Annotated in this window: 13 protein-coding genes; 4 read left to right on the top strand and 9 right to left on the bottom strand. The window is 72.0% G+C overall.

The window, feature by feature from the left end; translation table 11 throughout:
* Positions 1–643 precede the first annotated feature (643 nt).
* The 7 genes from ACFY0I_RS36680 to ssd are packed head-to-tail and all read right to left on the bottom strand — an operon-like array spanning position 644 to position 5,585.
* Positions 644–1,003, bottom strand: a complete 360-nt coding sequence (locus ACFY0I_RS36680) for an Rv3654c family TadE-like protein (RefSeq protein ID WP_388903950.1) — start codon at positions 1,001–1,003, stop codon at positions 644–646.
* Complete coding sequence (locus ACFY0I_RS36675) at positions 1,000–1,377, bottom strand: TadE family type IV pilus minor pilin (protein WP_388903949.1); 378 nt, start codon at positions 1,375–1,377, stop codon at positions 1,000–1,002. Before ACFY0I_RS36675 ends, ACFY0I_RS36680 begins: the two co-directional genes overlap by 4 nt.
* Positions 1,364–1,561: a DUF4244 domain-containing protein gene (locus ACFY0I_RS36670; RefSeq protein ID WP_388903948.1), complete on the bottom strand. Its 198-nt coding sequence runs from the start codon at positions 1,559–1,561 to the stop codon at positions 1,364–1,366. Before ACFY0I_RS36670 ends, ACFY0I_RS36675 begins: the two co-directional genes overlap by 14 nt.
* Before the next feature lie 58 nt (positions 1,562–1,619).
* On the bottom strand, positions 1,620–2,399 hold the full coding sequence (locus ACFY0I_RS36665; protein ID WP_388903946.1) for a type II secretion system F family protein: 780 nt from the start codon (positions 2,397–2,399) through the stop codon (positions 1,620–1,622).
* A complete protein-coding gene (locus tag ACFY0I_RS36660) occupies positions 2,399–3,283 on the bottom strand; it encodes a type II secretion system F family protein (RefSeq protein ID WP_388903945.1) in 885 nt (294 codons plus the stop codon). Before ACFY0I_RS36660 ends, ACFY0I_RS36665 begins: the two co-directional genes overlap by 1 nt.
* Positions 3,280–4,428: a TadA family conjugal transfer-associated ATPase gene (locus tag ACFY0I_RS36655; protein ID WP_388903943.1), complete on the bottom strand. Its 1,149-nt coding sequence runs from the start codon at positions 4,426–4,428 to the stop codon at positions 3,280–3,282. Before ACFY0I_RS36655 ends, ACFY0I_RS36660 begins: the two co-directional genes overlap by 4 nt.
* A complete protein-coding gene (gene ssd, locus ACFY0I_RS36650; RefSeq protein WP_388903942.1) occupies positions 4,425–5,585 on the bottom strand; it encodes a septum site-determining protein Ssd in 1,161 nt (386 codons plus the stop codon). The genes ACFY0I_RS36655 and ssd overlap by 4 nt, the downstream gene beginning before the upstream one ends.
* 492 nt (positions 5,586–6,077) lie before the next feature.
* Here ssd and ACFY0I_RS36645 point away from each other — a divergent pair, with 492 nt between their 5' ends.
* On the top strand, positions 6,078–6,947 hold the full coding sequence (locus ACFY0I_RS36645) for an HAD family hydrolase (RefSeq protein WP_388903941.1): 870 nt from the start codon (positions 6,078–6,080) through the stop codon (positions 6,945–6,947).
* Between the two features lie 444 nt (positions 6,948–7,391).
* Here the strand turns inward: ACFY0I_RS36645 and ACFY0I_RS36640 are convergent, their stop codons facing one another.
* The gene (locus ACFY0I_RS36640; protein WP_388903940.1) at positions 7,392–8,213 is read right to left on the bottom strand and encodes an oxidoreductase; all 822 of its coding nucleotides are present in this window, start codon (positions 8,211–8,213) and stop codon (positions 7,392–7,394) included.
* A gap of 109 nt (positions 8,214–8,322) precedes the next feature.
* Between ACFY0I_RS36640 and ACFY0I_RS36635 the strand changes: the two genes are divergently transcribed.
* Entirely contained in the window at positions 8,323–9,354 is a 1,032-nt protein-coding gene (locus ACFY0I_RS36635) for an ATP-binding protein (RefSeq protein ID WP_388903938.1), read from the top strand.
* Here the strand turns inward: ACFY0I_RS36635 and ACFY0I_RS36630 are convergent.
* Complete coding sequence (locus ACFY0I_RS36630; protein ID WP_388903937.1) at positions 9,311–10,612, bottom strand: hypothetical protein; 1,302 nt, start codon at positions 10,610–10,612, stop codon at positions 9,311–9,313. The genes ACFY0I_RS36635 and ACFY0I_RS36630 overlap by 44 nt on opposite strands.
* A gap of 236 nt (positions 10,613–10,848) precedes the next feature.
* Between ACFY0I_RS36630 and ACFY0I_RS36625 the strand changes: the two genes are divergently transcribed.
* Both ACFY0I_RS36625 and acs read left to right on the top strand, forming a co-directional pair.
* A complete protein-coding gene (locus ACFY0I_RS36625; protein ID WP_388903936.1) occupies positions 10,849–13,365 on the top strand; it encodes a SulP family inorganic anion transporter in 2,517 nt (838 codons plus the stop codon).
* Positions 13,366–13,543: 178 nt separating this feature from the next.
* The gene (gene acs / locus ACFY0I_RS36620; RefSeq protein ID WP_388903935.1) at positions 13,544–15,541 is read left to right on the top strand and encodes an acetate--CoA ligase; all 1,998 of its coding nucleotides are present in this window, start codon (positions 13,544–13,546) and stop codon (positions 15,539–15,541) included.
* The last annotated feature ends 178 nt before the right edge of the window (positions 15,542–15,719 follow it).

Genomic DNA, 15,719 nt, shown 5'->3' with positions numbered 1-15,719 from the left:
GAGCGGCCGCCCACGAACCGTTCCGAACCAGCCCAGAACGCCCCTCGCGATCCGAGCGCGAGGCGCCCACACTCCACCCCCGAGATGGCTGAAAATCGCCCCTCCGTCCCCTCCTGAAGCCCCACCCACCCGCCAAAAGCCCATGCCCACGGCTAGCCCGCCCGGGTTACCCCCGACCTGGCCACTCCCGGGGGCGCGCGCCCCGGATCCCCCATCCGCCCCTCCCACCGCCTCACTCAGGTAGGTCTGTATCGACCAGGTCCGTCCGTATCGACATCCCGACCGCCCCGACCCGACCAAGCCTGCCGACCCAACCGAACCCGCCGGACCGACCAGGCCGCCCGTACCTGCTGGACCCGCCGGACCCGCCGAACCTGCCGAACCTGCCGGACCTGCCGACCCGCGCGGCTCTGCCTTCCGGACTGACCGGCCGGACCTGCCGGACCGTCCGGACCGACCGGACCGACTGACCTGCCGAACCGCCCGGTCCGCCCGACCCGCCGGACCCGCCGGACCCGCCGGAGCGACAGCCCTGCCGGCCCGATCGGCTCAGCCGCACCCGCCGCGCCCGAGCCGTTCGGGTGCCGCACCGACCCCCAGGCGCCTCCCGGGCCGCCCCCTCACGCAGGGAGGCCGACGCCCCTCACCGCGCCCCCGCCGGAGGTGACGACATCGGCAGCGGTGGGCCGGCGCGGGAGTGGAGGGTCGGGGCGAAGGGGCCCGCTCGGACGCGGGCCGTGATCTCGGCGACCTCTCCCTCGACCCGGCACTCGGTCACCCGCGCCCCTTGCGCCCCCGCCACCCTGGCCGCCGCGGCGCAGGCCGCGACGGGACCGTGGGACCAGGTCGCTGCTGCCGCCAGGGCGGCCAGGTCCGCCGCCGCACCCGCCCGGTGGCGGGCCGCGACCGCCTGGCCGAGGAGCAGCACGCCCCCGAACACGGCCCCCAGGACCGTGACGGCCACCGTGGCCCACACCGTCGCGGAACCCCGGTCCCGGCTCACGGCGGTGACCCCACGCTGTCCTCGGCCAGGGCCACCGCTTGCGCCCCGATCCGTACGGGCAGCCGGTCGGAGCCCGGTGCGGACGCGGCGACCCTGACCCGCCACAGGTCGCCCGCCCGCTCCACCTCGACCTCCGCCCCCGGCGGGGCAGCCGCGCGGGCCGCCGCCAGCGCCACCTCCACCGGCTCGGAACGGGCCGCCGCCCGCGCCCCCGCCCGGGCCGCGTCCACACATCGGATCTGCGCGGCGGCCGCCATCAGCGCCCACACCAGCAGCGCTGCGAACAGCACCAGGGCCGGGATCACCATGGCCGCCTCTGCCGTCACGTATCCGCGGTCCGCGTTTCCCGCCGACTTTCGCTCAGAACGGCACATCGAGCGCCTTTCCGATGGTCGACTGAAGCGCCGTCGAGACCACGTCGCTCGTCACCACCTTGTACAGAACGGCTGCGAACGCACACGCCGCGATCGTGCCCATGGCGTATTCCGAAGTCGACATTCCGGTGTCGCCGCCGCGATCGCGCAGAGCCTTACGCAGTCGGAACCAGATGATCCTCATGACAAACCTCCTGTGGGATTACGTTCTTGATGTGATTTCAGGTCGTGCTTCGCGTTTTTCAGTTCCCGGAGAGCAGCCCGGACGCCATTCCGATCACCACAGGGGCCACTCCGACCGCAAGGAACGCGGGAAGGAAACAGAGCCCCACCGGCGCCGTGACGAGGACCGCCGCCCGCTGCGCCCTGGCTCCCGCCTGCCGCATGCGTTCCGCCCGCAGGCCGGCCGCCAGGCGGGAGACCGGCTCGGCGGCAGGAGCCCCGGTCCGCGCGGCCCGCTCCAGGCACTCCGCCAATGCCCGAGCCCCCGGTATCCCGGCCAACCTCCCCCACGCGGAACCCGGTTCGCCTCCGAGCCGCAGCTCGGCTCCGGCCAGCGCCAGCCGCTCACCCACCGGGCCGCCCACCGACTCCCCCACCACCTCGGCGGCTTCGACCGGACCGGCCCCCGCCGCCAGACACGCGGCCAGCAGGTCGGCGGCGAAGGGCAACTGCCGCTCGGCTTCACGGGAATCGCCCCCGGCCGGCTGCCGTGCCGACCTGAGCAGCAGGCGCCGTGCCGCGAAGGCCGCCGCGCACCCCACCAGGAGTCCCGTCGGGCCACCGACCACCCACCAGGCCGCCATCAGGGCGCCGCCCGGACCGGCCCACGCCGTGACCGCTGCCCCGGTCGCGGGTTTCCACCGCGGGCGGCGGTGCCCCTGTTCTCCGCGGAAGAGGCCCGCGATCCTGCGCCGCGCCGCGCGGCTCCGCAATCCGGCCCACAGCATGGAGGCCGCCCACCACGCCAGCGCCGCCAGGTAGCACGCCGTCCCCAGCCTGTGGACATCCGGCCCGCCCATCACCGCTCCCCCGCCCGTACGATCCGACGGCACCAGAGCAACCCCGCCGCCTCCAGCACCCCGCCCGCCACCAGGCAGCCCCACCCCATCGGCGAGTGCAGCAGCACGCGTAGCGGGTCGGCTCCCAGCCCGGTCCCGATCAGCAGCCCCACGAGCGGCAACAGCGCGAGCACCACCGTCGTGGATCTGGCACCCGCCAACTGGGCCCGCAGCGATTCCTCCCGGTCCCGCTCGGCCCGCAACGCCCCTTCCAGTCGGTCCAGTCCGGCAGCGAGACCGGCCCCACCGTCCACGGAGACCCGCCAGCAGGCGGCCATCCCGGCCAGCCCCTCCGCACCCGGCTCCCCCGACGCCTGGCGCAGCGCACCCGGCACGTCCCCGCCGAAGGCCGCGGCGGCCAGTACGCCCGCCTCCGCCGCCCCCGGACCGCCGGGGCCCGCGACCGTACGGCGCATCGCCACGGTGAGGGCCTGTCCGGGCTGGGCTCCGGCCCGCAGCTCCCCCACGACGGCTCCGCACAGCGCCATCACGCCGGCGGCCCTGGCCGTACGGGCACGCTCGCGCTCCGCGGTCCGCAGCCAGCGCCTCAGCAGCGGCACGGACGCCGCCCCCAGCAGCAACGGGATCACCGATCCGCCCCACACGGCGACCAGCAGGGCGATCGCCGGAACGGCCCACTCCCGCCACCGCCCGGCCCGCACCCGCACCGCGGCCACCAACCGCCGCACACGCACCGGCCCGCCGGGTAACGCCGCGCCTCCCCCGGCAAGCACCAGTCGAGCCCGCCGCTGCCCCTGATCACCCCCGCTCAACACCCAGGCGGCCGCTCCGGCACACAACAGCCCGGCGAACACGGGCACCGACCCGACCGGCACGGCGCTCACCGGGCACCTCCCAGCAGCGGCCCCAGCCGCGCCCAACCCTGTTCGCGCACGAAGCCACGGATCCCCCAGCGCAGGGCGGGCACGGTCACCACCAGCCCCGCCGGGTCCCGTTCCAGCACGTGCACCTCGGCGACCCGCCGACGCCCGTTCCGGTCGCGGATCAGGTGCACCACCAGGTTCAACGCCGCCGCCAACTGGCTGTGCAGTGCCGTCCGGTCCAATCCGGCAGTCGTTCCCAACACCTCCAGCCGGGCCGGGACGTGCGCGGCGGCATTGGCGTGCACCGTGCCGCAGCCGCCCTCGTGCCCGGTGTTCAGCGCGGCCAGCAGGTCGGCGACCTCGGCGCCGCGCACCTCGCCCACCACGAGCCGGTCGGGCCTCATCCGCAGGGCCTGCCGGACCAGGTCCGCCAGGGTCACCAGGCCCGCCCCCTCCTGGTTCGCGGGGCGGGTCTCCAGCCTCACCACATGGGGATGGTCGGGGCGCAGTTCGGCGGAGTCCTCGGCCAGCACGATCCGCTCGGCCGGTCCGACGAGCCCGAGGAGTGCGCTGAGCAGGGTGGTCTTGCCCGTTCCGGTCCCGCCGGAGACGAGGAAGGAGAGCCGGGCCTCGACCATCGCCCGCAGGAGGCGCTGCCCGCCGGGCGGCAGCGTCCCCGCGGCGACCAACTCGTCCAGCGTGAACGCCTTCGGCCGTACCACCCGCAGGGACAGGCACGCCGAACCGACCGCCACCGGAGGGAGGACGGCGTGCAGCCGTGTCCCGTCGGGCAGCCGGGCGTCCACCCAGGGCCGGGCGTCGTCGAGGCGCCGCCCGGCGACGGCGGCCAGCCGCTGGGCCAGCCTGCGGACGGCCTCGGCGTCGGCGAAGGTCACCCCTGTCAGTTCGAGCCCGCCGCCCCGGTCCACCCACACCCGGTCCGGGGCTGCGACGAGCACGTCGGTGACCTCGGGGTCGGCGAGCAGCCGCTCCAACGGACCGGCACCGACGAGCTCGGACCGCAACTCCGCGGCCACGCCGAGCACCTCCGCGTCCCCGAGCAGGCGACCCTGCGCCCGTAGCGCCGCGGCCACCCGCGCCGGGGTCGGCTCTCCGCCGCTCTCGGCGAGGTGCTGGCGCACCGCGTCCAGCAGGACCGTGCTCATGCCGACACCCCCTGGGCGGCGCCGAGCGCACGCTGCCAGAATCCGTCGCAGAAGCGGGCCAGCATGCCCCGCGAACCCGGCGGTTCCCCTTCGGCCACCCGCCCCGGCAACCCCACCTCGACCGGCACTTCTCCTGCCAGCGGCACGCCCAACAGCCGCGCCACGGCCTCGGCGTCGAGCCCGTGGGCGCAGCGGCCCCGTACGACCACGCGGACGTCCCGGGCCACCATGCGGACCCCGGCGGCCACCCGCCCGGCGGCGGCCACCGACCGGAGTTCGCCGGGCACCACCATCAGCACCAGGTCGAGCTGGGCCAGCACCTCGGCCACGGCTTCGTCGACCCGGCGGGGCAGGTCGACGACGACCACTCCGCCCCGGCGTCGGGCGGCGGCCACGACGGACCGCATCGCGGCGGGCGGCACGACCACCCGGTCTCCGCGATCCCAGCTCAGCACCCGCAACGCGTGCAGTTCCGGCAGGGATTCCTCCAGCGCCCCCGCGCCGACCCGGCCGCGGGAGGCGGCGAAGTCGGGCCAGCGCAGCCCTTCGGCGCGCTCGCCGCCCAGCAGCACGTCCATGCCGCCGCCGAGCGGGTCTCCGTCGATGAGGATGGTGCGCTCCCCGGCGCGGGCGGCGCGCAGGGCGAGGGCGCAGGCGAGGGTGGACGCACCGGCGCCACCGCTGCCGCCGATCACTCCGACGGCGAGGGCGGGTAGGCCGGCCCCTTCCACCACGTCGGCGATGCGGTCGACGAGCAGGCCCTCGGCGTCGGGCAGCCTCAGTACCTCTTCCGCTCCGATCTCGACGGCCCGCTGCCAGACCCGGGGGTCATCGAGGTCACGCCCGACGAGGAACACGCCGTCCCTGCGAGGCGCTCCGCGCACCCGGCGGGCGGCGTCGTCCCCGACGAGGACGAGCGGGGCGCTCTCCCAGCCCCTTCCCCCGACCGGTCCGGCGGGGTCACGGCCGCCGCCCCGGTCGCCGCCGGCGCCACCCTGTTCGGGCACCGCATGGTGCACGTGGGGCTCGGCGCCCGCGGCGGCGCACAGCCGCAGCAGGTCGTCCAGCAGCACGGGATCCTCGGTGATGATCAACGGCCGACCCCCACCCGGGCCGGTGCCACCGGCCGACTCGGGCAGTCCGCCCTTGCCCGGCATCAAGGTTTCCGGTGCTTCACACGACTTCGATCCAGCCACGATCTCCGCCCCCTTCTCACTGCAAATCCAGGAACCGCGGACTTCGCGGCTGGAATCACGGTGCAGGGAACCGGAAAATGAAGTGGATCTTGCGTGAAAACTGTGGACAAGAAGGCGGTTGTGAATAACTTCGCCACACCATCAGGTGAGTTCCGGAGCGCTTCGGAACAACTACACAGCGTCACGAGTCTGAGAGGGTGTGGGCCTTCGCCACGAGGGCCGTCCAGAGAGGGAGGGCCGCGGAGATGGTCCATGAAGGTCGTGAACATCGGACGCAAACCGCGTCCGGACATGCGACGACCCCCGCCGGGGGGGAGAGCGGGGGTCGTCCCCACGGTCCGACTCGGGGGGGGAGGAGCCAGACCGGGTTAGCACGGTCGCGAACGATCCGTGACTTCCATGGTGTACCCGAGAGCCTTCTCAAGCAAACCCACGCGCCGCACCTTACGCCGAATGGTGGGCGCATATGCTCGGGTCGTGGAAAATCAGCCCTTGCCGCACTCCTCGCCTCGGACCGCTGCCTTCTTCGACCTGGACAAGACGGTCATTGCGAAGTCCAGCGCCCTGACGTTCAGCAAGTCCTTCTACCAGGGCGGCCTGATCAACAGGCGGGCCGTGCTGCGCACCGCGTACACGCAGTTCATCTTTCTGGCCGGTGGCGCCGACCACGACCAGATGGAGCGGATGCGGGAGTACCTCTCCGCCCTCTGCAAGGGGTGGAACGTCCAGCAGGTGCGGGAGATCGTCGCCGAAGCCCTGCACGACCTGATCGACCCGATCATCTACGACGAGGCCGCGTCGCTGATCGAGGCCCACCACACCGCCGGCCGTGACGTCGTGATCGTGTCGACCTCGGGGGCCGAAGTCGTCGAGCCGATCGGCGAGATGCTCGGGGCGGACCGGGTGGTGGCGACCCGGATGGTGGTCGGCGAGGACGGCTGCTTCACCGGGGAGATCGACTACTACGCCTACGGCCCGACGAAGGCCGAGGCCGTCCGGGAACTCGCCGAGTCCGAGGGCTACGACCTCGCGCGGTGCTACGCGTACAGCGACTCGATCACCGACCTGCCGATGCTGGAGGCGGTCGGACACCCGCACGCGGTGAACCCCGATCGGACGTTGCGCCGCGAGGCCGTCGCCCGGGAGTGGCCGGTGTTGGTGTTCAACAAGCCGGTACGCCTGAAGCAGCGGCTGCCCGGGCTGTCGATGCCCGCACGCCCCGCCCTGGTCGCCGCGGCGGCCGTCGGTGCGGCAGCGGCCACCGCCGGACTGGTCTGGTACGCGAGCCGCCGCCGGGCAGCCGCCACCGGAGCGTCGGCCTGACTTCCGGCCGGTCGGGACACCCGCCCCCGCCCGGTCCCGCCCGGGCCGACCTCCCCCAGCGAGGTCGGCTCCCCCGCGGCCATAAGAGCGTCCGGATCGCCCCATATCGTCCAGGAAAGTAAAGAACTGTGGCCAGGGGTTTCGCTCCGCCGGGAAGCGGAGTACAAAGGAATCACGGCCCGCGAGACCAAAGAACATCCGAGAGGATCATCTTTAAAACGCAGTAAGGCCCACGGACCGAAGCACGAACGCCGAGCACCCACGCGACGTCGACCCGTCGATTACGGGCCAGCCGCACCAGGGAACGGGCAAAGCTCCCGACCTGATGGGCAATCATCGAGGACGCTTGGTAACTGGGCGCAAGTGCCAGCGGCGACACCAAAGCAAGACGGTGTCGCCGCAACCCACGTTCGGGGACGGTTCATCGCCGCCCCGCGCCCGCCCTCAGGCCGCGCCGCGCTGGAGCGCCTCGCAGACGGCCGTCGACTCGCGCACCCCGAGTTCGATCGCGCGGCCGCAGTGCGCGATCCACGCCGCCATCCCCTCCGGAGTCCCGGAGACGTAGCCCTCGAAGGCGGCCAGGTACTCCGCACGACCCTGTTCCGCGTGACCGGCCTCCGCCGGGCAGATCGCCTTCGGGTCGAGGCCGCTGTTGATCAGCACGATGCGCTCGGCGGCGCGCGCGACCAAGCCGTTGTGGGAGCCGAAGGGGCGCAGGGCAAGCAGCTCGCCGTGCACGACCGCGCCGGTGATCAGGGCCGGGGCGGAACCGCCCGCGATGATCAGCCGGGACAGCCCGTCGAGGCGTCCGGCCACCTCCTCGGCGCCGGGCAGCGGGAGCGCCACCAAGGGTTCGTCCACCGTCTCCCCGGCCAGTCGGGGCCGCCCCACGACCTCCCCGGCGTCCGTCGACCCGGAGGCGACGAGGTGCAGCCGGGCCAGGACGCGGAGCGGCGACTGGCGCCAGATGCTGAGCAGTTGACCGGCCTCGGCCGTCAGGCGCAGGGCCGCACCCACCGTCCGCGCCTGCGGCTCCGCGCCGAAATCGGTACGCCGACGGACCTCCTCCAGCGCCCAGTCGGCGCCGGACAGCGCCGCACTGCCCCGGGCGCCGCGCAGCGCGGCCTCCGAGGTGATCTCCGCGCTGCGGCGGCGCATCACCCGGTGCCCGTAGACCCGGTCCACTGCCTTGCGTACGGAATCCACGGACTCGGCGACACCCGGGAGCGAGCCCAGGGGCGCCAGCGGGTCAGAAGCACTACTCATAAGTAGGGAGCCTACGCACTGCTCACCCATAGCACCGACCCCTCCTTGGAGTGGTCTTCTTCACTCGGCTTGACCACCGAACGCGATCGACCCACTACCCTTGGTGAACATGAAGATCGCTTTCGTGGGAAAGGGCGGCAGCGGGAAGACCACGCTGTCGTCCCTCTTCATCCGCCACCTCGCAGCCAATGAAGCCCCCGTCGTCGCGGTGGACGCCGACATCAACCAGCACCTCGGCGCGGCCCTCGGGCTCGACGAGGACGAGGCCGCCGCGCTGCCCGCCCTGGGCGCGCACCTGCCCCTCATCAAGGAGTACCTGCGCGGGTCCAACCCGCGCATCGCGTCCGCCGACAGCATGATCAAGACCACCCCGCCCGGCACCGGCTCGCGGCTGCTGCGGATCACCGAGGACAACCCGGTCTACGAGGCCTGCGCGCACACGCTGCTGCTCGACGGGGATCCCGTCAGGCTGATGGCGACCGGACCGTTCACCGAGGCCGATCTCGGGGTGGCCTGCTACCACTCGAAGGTCGGCGCGGTCGAGCTCTGCCTCAACCACCTGGTCGACGGCCCCGACGAGTACGTCGTCGTCGACATGACGGCCGGTTCCGACTCGTTCGCCTCGGGCATGTTCACCCGCTTCGACGTGACCTTCCTCGTCGCCGAACCGACCCGCAAGGGCGTCTCCGTCTACCGCCAGTACAAGGAGTACGCGCGGGACTTCGGGGTCGCGCTCAAGGTGGTCGGCAACAAGGTGCAGGGGCCGGAGGACATCGAGTTCCTGCAGGACGAGGTGGGTGAGGACCTGCTGGTCACCTTCGGGCACTCCGACTGGGTGCGGGCCATGGAGAAGGGGCGGCCGGCCGCGTTCGAACTGCTGGAGGCGACCAACCGGCTCGCCCTCCAGGCCCTCCAGGACACGGCCGAGGACTCCTACGCCGCCCGGGACTGGGCCAAGTACACCGAGCAGATGGTGCACTTCCACCTGCGGAACGCGGAGAGCTGGGGGAACGCCAAGACCGGGGTCGACCTGGCGGACCAGGTCGACCCCGGCTTCGTGCTGAACGAGGCCGTCGGGATCCGCGACGACGTGCTGGTCAGCCCTCGTCCGACTCCGCGGCCCGCCCCTCAGCCGGCTTGACCCCGGCAGCACCCGACGGGGCGGCCGGCGCCGCCGGCGGCCCCGCGGTGAGGAACTTGTTCCAGCCCTCCTTGGGCGTCTCGCCGACGTCGAGGGTGCGCATCCACTCCAGGGCCTTGGGGTCCTGGGCGTCCAGCCAATCGGCGAGCTCGCGGAACGGAACGCAGCGGACCTCGGGCTTGGTGCACATGCTCTTGATCGACTCCTCGACGGCACGCATGTAGGTGCCGCCGTTCCACGACTCGAAGTGGTTGCCGATGATCAGCGGCGCGCGGTTGCCCTGGTAGACGCGGTCGAAGGCCTGGCGCAGGCCGTCGCGCATCTGGTCACCCCAGTACTGGTGCTGCGAGGGGTCGCCCTGGGACGTCGTCCCCGACTGGTTGACCATGTAGTTGTAGTCCATGCTCAGCGTGTCGAAGGCGCGGCCCGGCATCGGGACCAGCTGGAGCGGAATGTCCCAGAGACCGTCCGTCTTCTTGGGCCAGATCTGCTTGCTGATGCCGCTGGAGTCATAGCGGAAGCCCAGGTCCTTCGCGGCCAGCATGAAGTTCTTCTGGCCTTCGAGGCAGGGGGTGCGGGCTCCGATGAGCTCCTTGTCGTAGTCGAAGGGCAGGGCTTCCATGTCCTTGAGGCCCGCGTTCGTCTTCCAGTTCTTGACGAAGGACTTGGCCTGGTTGATCTCGCTCTTCCACTCCTCCACGGACCAGGTGCCGACACCCCCCTCGGGTCCGCAGAAGTGCCCGTTGAAGTGCGTGCCGATCTCGTTGCCCTCGAGCCAGGCGGCCCGGACCTGGGTGGCGGTGTCCTTGATGCCCTGCAGGTCGCCGAATCCGATGTCGGAGCGGCCGGAGTCGTGCTGCGGGGCGGTGTAGAGGGAACGTTTCTCCTCAGGCAGCAGGTACACGCCGCTGAGGAAGTAGGTCATCCGGGCGTTGTACTTCTTCCCGACCTCACGGAAGTGCGAGAAGAGCTTCTGGCTGTCCTCGCCGGCCCCGTCCCACGAGAACACCACGAACTGCGGCGGCTTCTCGCCCGCCTTCAGCTTCTGCGGCTTCGCCACGTTCGGCTGGGGACCGGTGTAGGCGGTGGAGCCGTCCCCGATCGGCCGCATGACGCTGCCGGGGGCCTCCGGGGCGGCCTTCTTGGCGTTCGGGCCGCCGGCGGGCTTCGCGGGCTCGGACGTGCTGCACCCGGCGGCGCCGAGCACCAGGGCCGTGGCGACCAGGCCTCCGGCGATCTTCTTCGTGGCGGCGATCATCCGCACACCTCTCCCTCGCAGTTCCCAACGCAGGACTTCCGCGCCGCAACGTCCCACGGGGGCCGGTTTGAGGAAGGTATGACAAGCCGGACAAAATGCTTATTCACCTTTGAGTGCTAATTCGTAGACCATTTGCCCCTATTATCCTCGCCTTCCCTTTACTCTCCATTACCATCCATTTACCGAGTGTTGAGACTCCCGCCGCTTCATCCCTCCTCAGAGGAGACGGGAACCCCATGACAGCCCCCACCCCGGCCGTGCCGAGCCCGGCCACCACCAGCACGACGCACGCCCCCACAACAGCCGCCACGGCAACCCCACCAACCGACGCGAAGAACGGCCGAGGCGCCGGAGACGCAAAAGGCGTCCAAGGGCCGCGCGGCAAGCTCTCCGCGGACCTGTCGGCGTCCATCGCCGTCTTCCTGATCGCCCTGCCGCTCTCCCTCGGTATCGCGCTCGCCACCGGAGCACCGCTGCAAGCGGGGCTGGTGGCCGCCGCGGTCGGTGGGATCGTGGCCGGACGGTTCGGTGGAGCCCCCCTCCAGGTGAGCGGGCCCGCGGCCGGACTGACCGTCGTCACCGCCGAGTTGATCCAGCGCTACGGATGGCGCACCACCTGCGCCATCACCGTGCTGGCCGGCTGCTGCCAGCTCGGGCTGGCCTTCCTGCGGACAGCCCGGTCGGCGCTCATGGTGAGCCCGGCGATCGTGCACGGCATGCTCGCGGGCATCGGCGTGACCATCGCCCTGGCCCAGCTCCACATCGTGCTCGGCGGCAACCCGCAGAGCTCCGCCGTGGCCAACGTCCAGGGATTGCCCGGCCAGTTGGCCGACCTCCATCCGGCGGCGCTCGGCGTGAGCGCGCTGACCGTGTGCGTGCTGCTCGCCTGGCCCCGGTTGCCCGGGCGCGTCGGCGCGGCCCTGCGGAAGGTCCCGGCGGCCTTGGCCGCGGTCGCCGCGGCCACCGCGTTCGCCGCCCTCGCGGGGCTCACCCTGCCCCGCGTCGACCTCCCCTCGTGGCGCAGCCACGCCTTGCCGGAGCTGCCCGAGGGGCCGGTGCTCGGCCTGATCGCAGCCGTCCTGACGATCACGCTGGTCGGCAGTGTGGAGTCCCTGCTGTCCTCCGTGGCCACCGACAAGCTGATCGCCTCCGAGCGCGGTACGGAGAACCGTCCGCCCCGCGCCGACCTCGACCGCGAGCTGCGCGGTCAGGGCGCCGCGAACATCGTGTCCGGGGCGCTGGGCGGGCTTCCGGTGACGGGGGTCGCCGTCCGCAGCGTGGCCAACGTCAAGGCCGGTGCCGTCAGCCGCAGATCGGCCATGTTCCACGGCCTGTGGGTGCTGGTCGCGGCCGGGCTGCTCGTCCCGGTCCTCGATCTGATCCCGCTCGCCGCGCTCGCCGCGCTGGTGATGGCCGTCGGAATCCAGATGGTGTCCATCACGCACCTGCGTACGGTCACCCGGCACCGCGAGGTCCTGGTCTACGCGACGACCATCGTGGCCGTCGTGCTGGGCGGGGTCCTTGAAGGGGTGGCCATCGGCATCGCCGTGGCCGTCGCGGTGGCCCTGCACCGGCTCGCCCGGACGCGGATCACGCTGGAGGAGCTGGACGGCGTCCACCACGTCCAGGCGCGCGGGCAGTTGACCTTCCTCGCGGTACCGCGGCTGAGCCGCGTGCTCAACCAGATCCCGCACAAGGGCCGGGCGGTGATCGAGGTCGACGGCTCCTTCATGGACCACGCCGCCTACGAGACCCTGCAGGACTGGCAGGACTCCCATCGGGCGCACGGCGGTTCGATCGAACTGACCGGCCGCGCGGGCGCCGCGATCTCCGGGGACCACCCGGCCTCGGGGACGGGGCGGACCGGCCGGACGACCGACGGCCAGGACCGCGCGGGCGCGGCCCCGCGCGGGACGCACCAGTGCTGCCGCCCCTGGACGCCCTGGCAGAACCACTGCGATCACCGCGCCGTGAGCGCGGCCACCTCGGGCGCCGCGGACGCAGACCGTCGGCAGGACTCCGGCGCGGCGCAGGCCCGTACGCTCCCCGGGTCGGCCGTGACGCCGGCCGCCGGCCGGCGGCGCGGCGCGGGCCAACTGGCCAACGGCATCAGCGCCTTCCAGCGGGACACCGCACCCCACGTCCGCGACGAGCTGGCCAGGCTGGCGCGCGAGGGCCAGCGGCCGTCGCAGCTCTTCCTGACCTGCGCGGATTCCCGCCTGGTGACCAGCATGATCACCGCGAGCGGCCCCGGGGACCTGTTCACCGTCCGCAACGTGGGCAACCTGGTCCCGCTGCCCGGCGCCGAGTCCACCGACGACTCCGTCGCCGCCGCCATCGAGTACGCGGTGGACGTGCTCAAGGTGGACAGCATCACCGTGTGCGGGCACTCGGGCTGCGGGGCCATGCAGGCCCTGCTGAACTCCCACCCGGAGGCCCCGATGACACCGCTGCGCCGCTGGTTGCGGCACGGTCTGCCCAGCCTGGAGCGGATGGGCAGCCGGCACCACGCCTGGGCCCGGATCTCGGGGCGGCTCCCGGCCGACGCCGTGGAGCAGCTGTGCCTGACCAACGTGGTGCAGCAGCTGGAGCACCTGCGCGCCCACGAGTCGGTGGCCCGGCGGCTCGCCGAGGGCACGCTGGAACTGCACGGCATGTACTTCCACGTGGGCGAGGCACAGGCGTACCTGCTGTCCGAGGGAGAGGACTTCTTCGACTGTCGGGTTTTCGACAGCGTCGGTCAGAGCGTCTGAGACGCGGCGCACCTGAACCGATACTCTCCCGGAACCGTGTAAGCGGATGGCCCTTTCCCGTGCCCTGCGGCGGGAAGGGGCCATTCGTGCGTCGTCCTCAGCACGGGCTCAGCCGTGGTATAGGTCTAAACCAATTTTCGGCTACCCCTTGTCACCTGGGCGTCTGAACTGATGAGCTATGCCCGGGGACACAACGGACACCCTGGGAAAGGGAGATGTCGTGAGCAATGACAGCCTGGCCAATCTGCTCAAAGAGGAGCGTCGGTTCGCACCGCCCGCCGCTCTGGCCGCCGCCGCCAACGTGACCGAGGCGGCGTACGCGCAGGCCGACGCGGACCGGCTGGGCTTCTGGGCCGAGCAGGCCCGGCGGCTGACCTGGGACACGGAGCCGACGGAGACGCTCGACTGGAGCAACCCGCCCTTCGCGAAGTGGTTCGCGGACGGCAAGCTCAACGTCGCGTACAACTGCGTGGACCGCCACGTCGAGGCCGGCAACGGCGAACGCGTCGCGATCCACTTCGAGGGCGAGCCCGGTGACAGCCGCTCGATCACCTACGCCCAGCTCAAGGACGAGGTCTCGCAGGCCGCCAACGCCCTCACCGAGCTCGGTGTGCGGGCCGGCGACCGGGTCGCCGTCTACCTGCCGATGATCCCCGAGGCCGTCGTCGCGATGCTGGCGTGCGCCCGCGTCGGCGCCGCGCACTCGGTGGTCTTCGGCGGCTTCTCCGCCGACGCCGTCGCCTCCCGCATCCAGGACGCCGACGCCAAGCTGGTGATCACCGCCGACGGCGGCTACCGCCGGGGCAAGCCCAGCGCGCTCAAGCCCGCCATCGACGAGGCCGTCGGCAAGTGTCCGCAGGTCGAGCACGTGCTCGTGGTGCGCCGCACCGGCCAGGACACCGACTTCACCGAGGGCCGGGACGTCTGGTGGCACGACGTGGTCGGCCGCCAGTCGACCGAGCACACCCCGCAGGCCTTCGACGCCGAGCACCCGCTCTTCATCCTGTACACCTCGGGGACCACGGGTAAGCCGAAGGGCATCCTGCACACCTCGGGCGGCTACCTGACGCAGGCCGCGTACACCCACCACGCCGTCTTCGACCTGAAGCCGGACACCGACGTCTACTGGTGCACGGCCGACATCGGCTGGGTGACCGGCCACTCCTACATCGTCTACGGGCCGCTCGCCAACGGCGCCACCCAGGTGATGTACGAGGGCACGCCGGACACCCCGCACCAGGGCCGGTTCTGGGAGGTCGTCCAGAAGTACGGCGTCACCATCCTCTACACCGCGCCCACGGCGATCCGTACGTTCATGAAGTGGGGCGACGACATCCCCGCGAAGTTCGACCTGTCGAGCCTGCGCGTGCTGGGCTCGGTCGGCGAGCCGATCAACCCCGAGGCGTGGATCTGGTACCGCAAGCACATCGGCGGCGACCGCTGTCCGATCGTGGACACCTGGTGGCAGACCGAGACCGGCGCGATGATGATCTCCCCGCTGCCGGGCGTCACCGAGACCAAGCCGGGCTCCGCCCAGCGCGCGCTGCCGGGCATCTCGGCCACCGTCGTGGACGACGAGGCGCACGAGGTCGACAACGGCGGGGGCGGCTACCTGGTCCTGACCGAGCCGTGGCCGTCGATGCTCCGCACCATCTGGGGCGACGACCAGCGCTTCATCGACACCTACTGGTCGCGCTTCGAGGGCAAGTACTTCGCGGGCGACGGCGCCAAGAAGGACGACGACGGCGACATCTGGCTGCTCGGACGTGTCGACGACGTGATGCTGGTGTCCGGCCACAACATCTCGACGACCGAGGTCGAGTCGGCCCTCGTCTCGCACCCCTCCGTCGCCGAGGCGGCCGTGGTCGGTGCCGCCGACGAGACGACGGGGCAGGCCATCGTCGCCTTCGTCATCCTGCGCGGCAGCGCCTCGGAGACGGACACCCTGGTCGGCGAGCTGCGCAACCACGTCGGTGCCACGCTCGGCCCGATCGCGAAGCCGAAGCGGATCCTGCCGGTGCAGGAGCTGCCGAAGACCCGTTCGGGCAAGATCATGCGCCGTCTGCTGCGCGACGTGGCGGAGAACCGAGCGGTCGGTGACGTCACCACCCTGGCCGACTCCTCCGTCATGGACCTGATCCAGAACAAGCTGCCCAGCGCCTCCGACGAGGACTGACGACAGCACGCGCGAAACGGCCCGAAGGACTGACGGACAGCGGGCGAGCACCATCGGGGGCGGGGGGGGGCCCCCCCCCCCGCCCCCCCCCCCCCCCGGATAGTGTAAATAAAACAATTAAACCCCCCCCCCCCCCGTAAATTAAAATAACCCGCAATATTTTAGCGCGAAAAAAACC

This window comes from Streptomyces sp. NPDC001568 (genome assembly GCF_042893755.1).
Taxonomy (GTDB): Bacteria; Actinomycetota; Actinomycetes; order Streptomycetales; family Streptomycetaceae; genus Streptomyces.
This window is presented reverse-complemented; position numbering and strand designations above follow the sequence as displayed.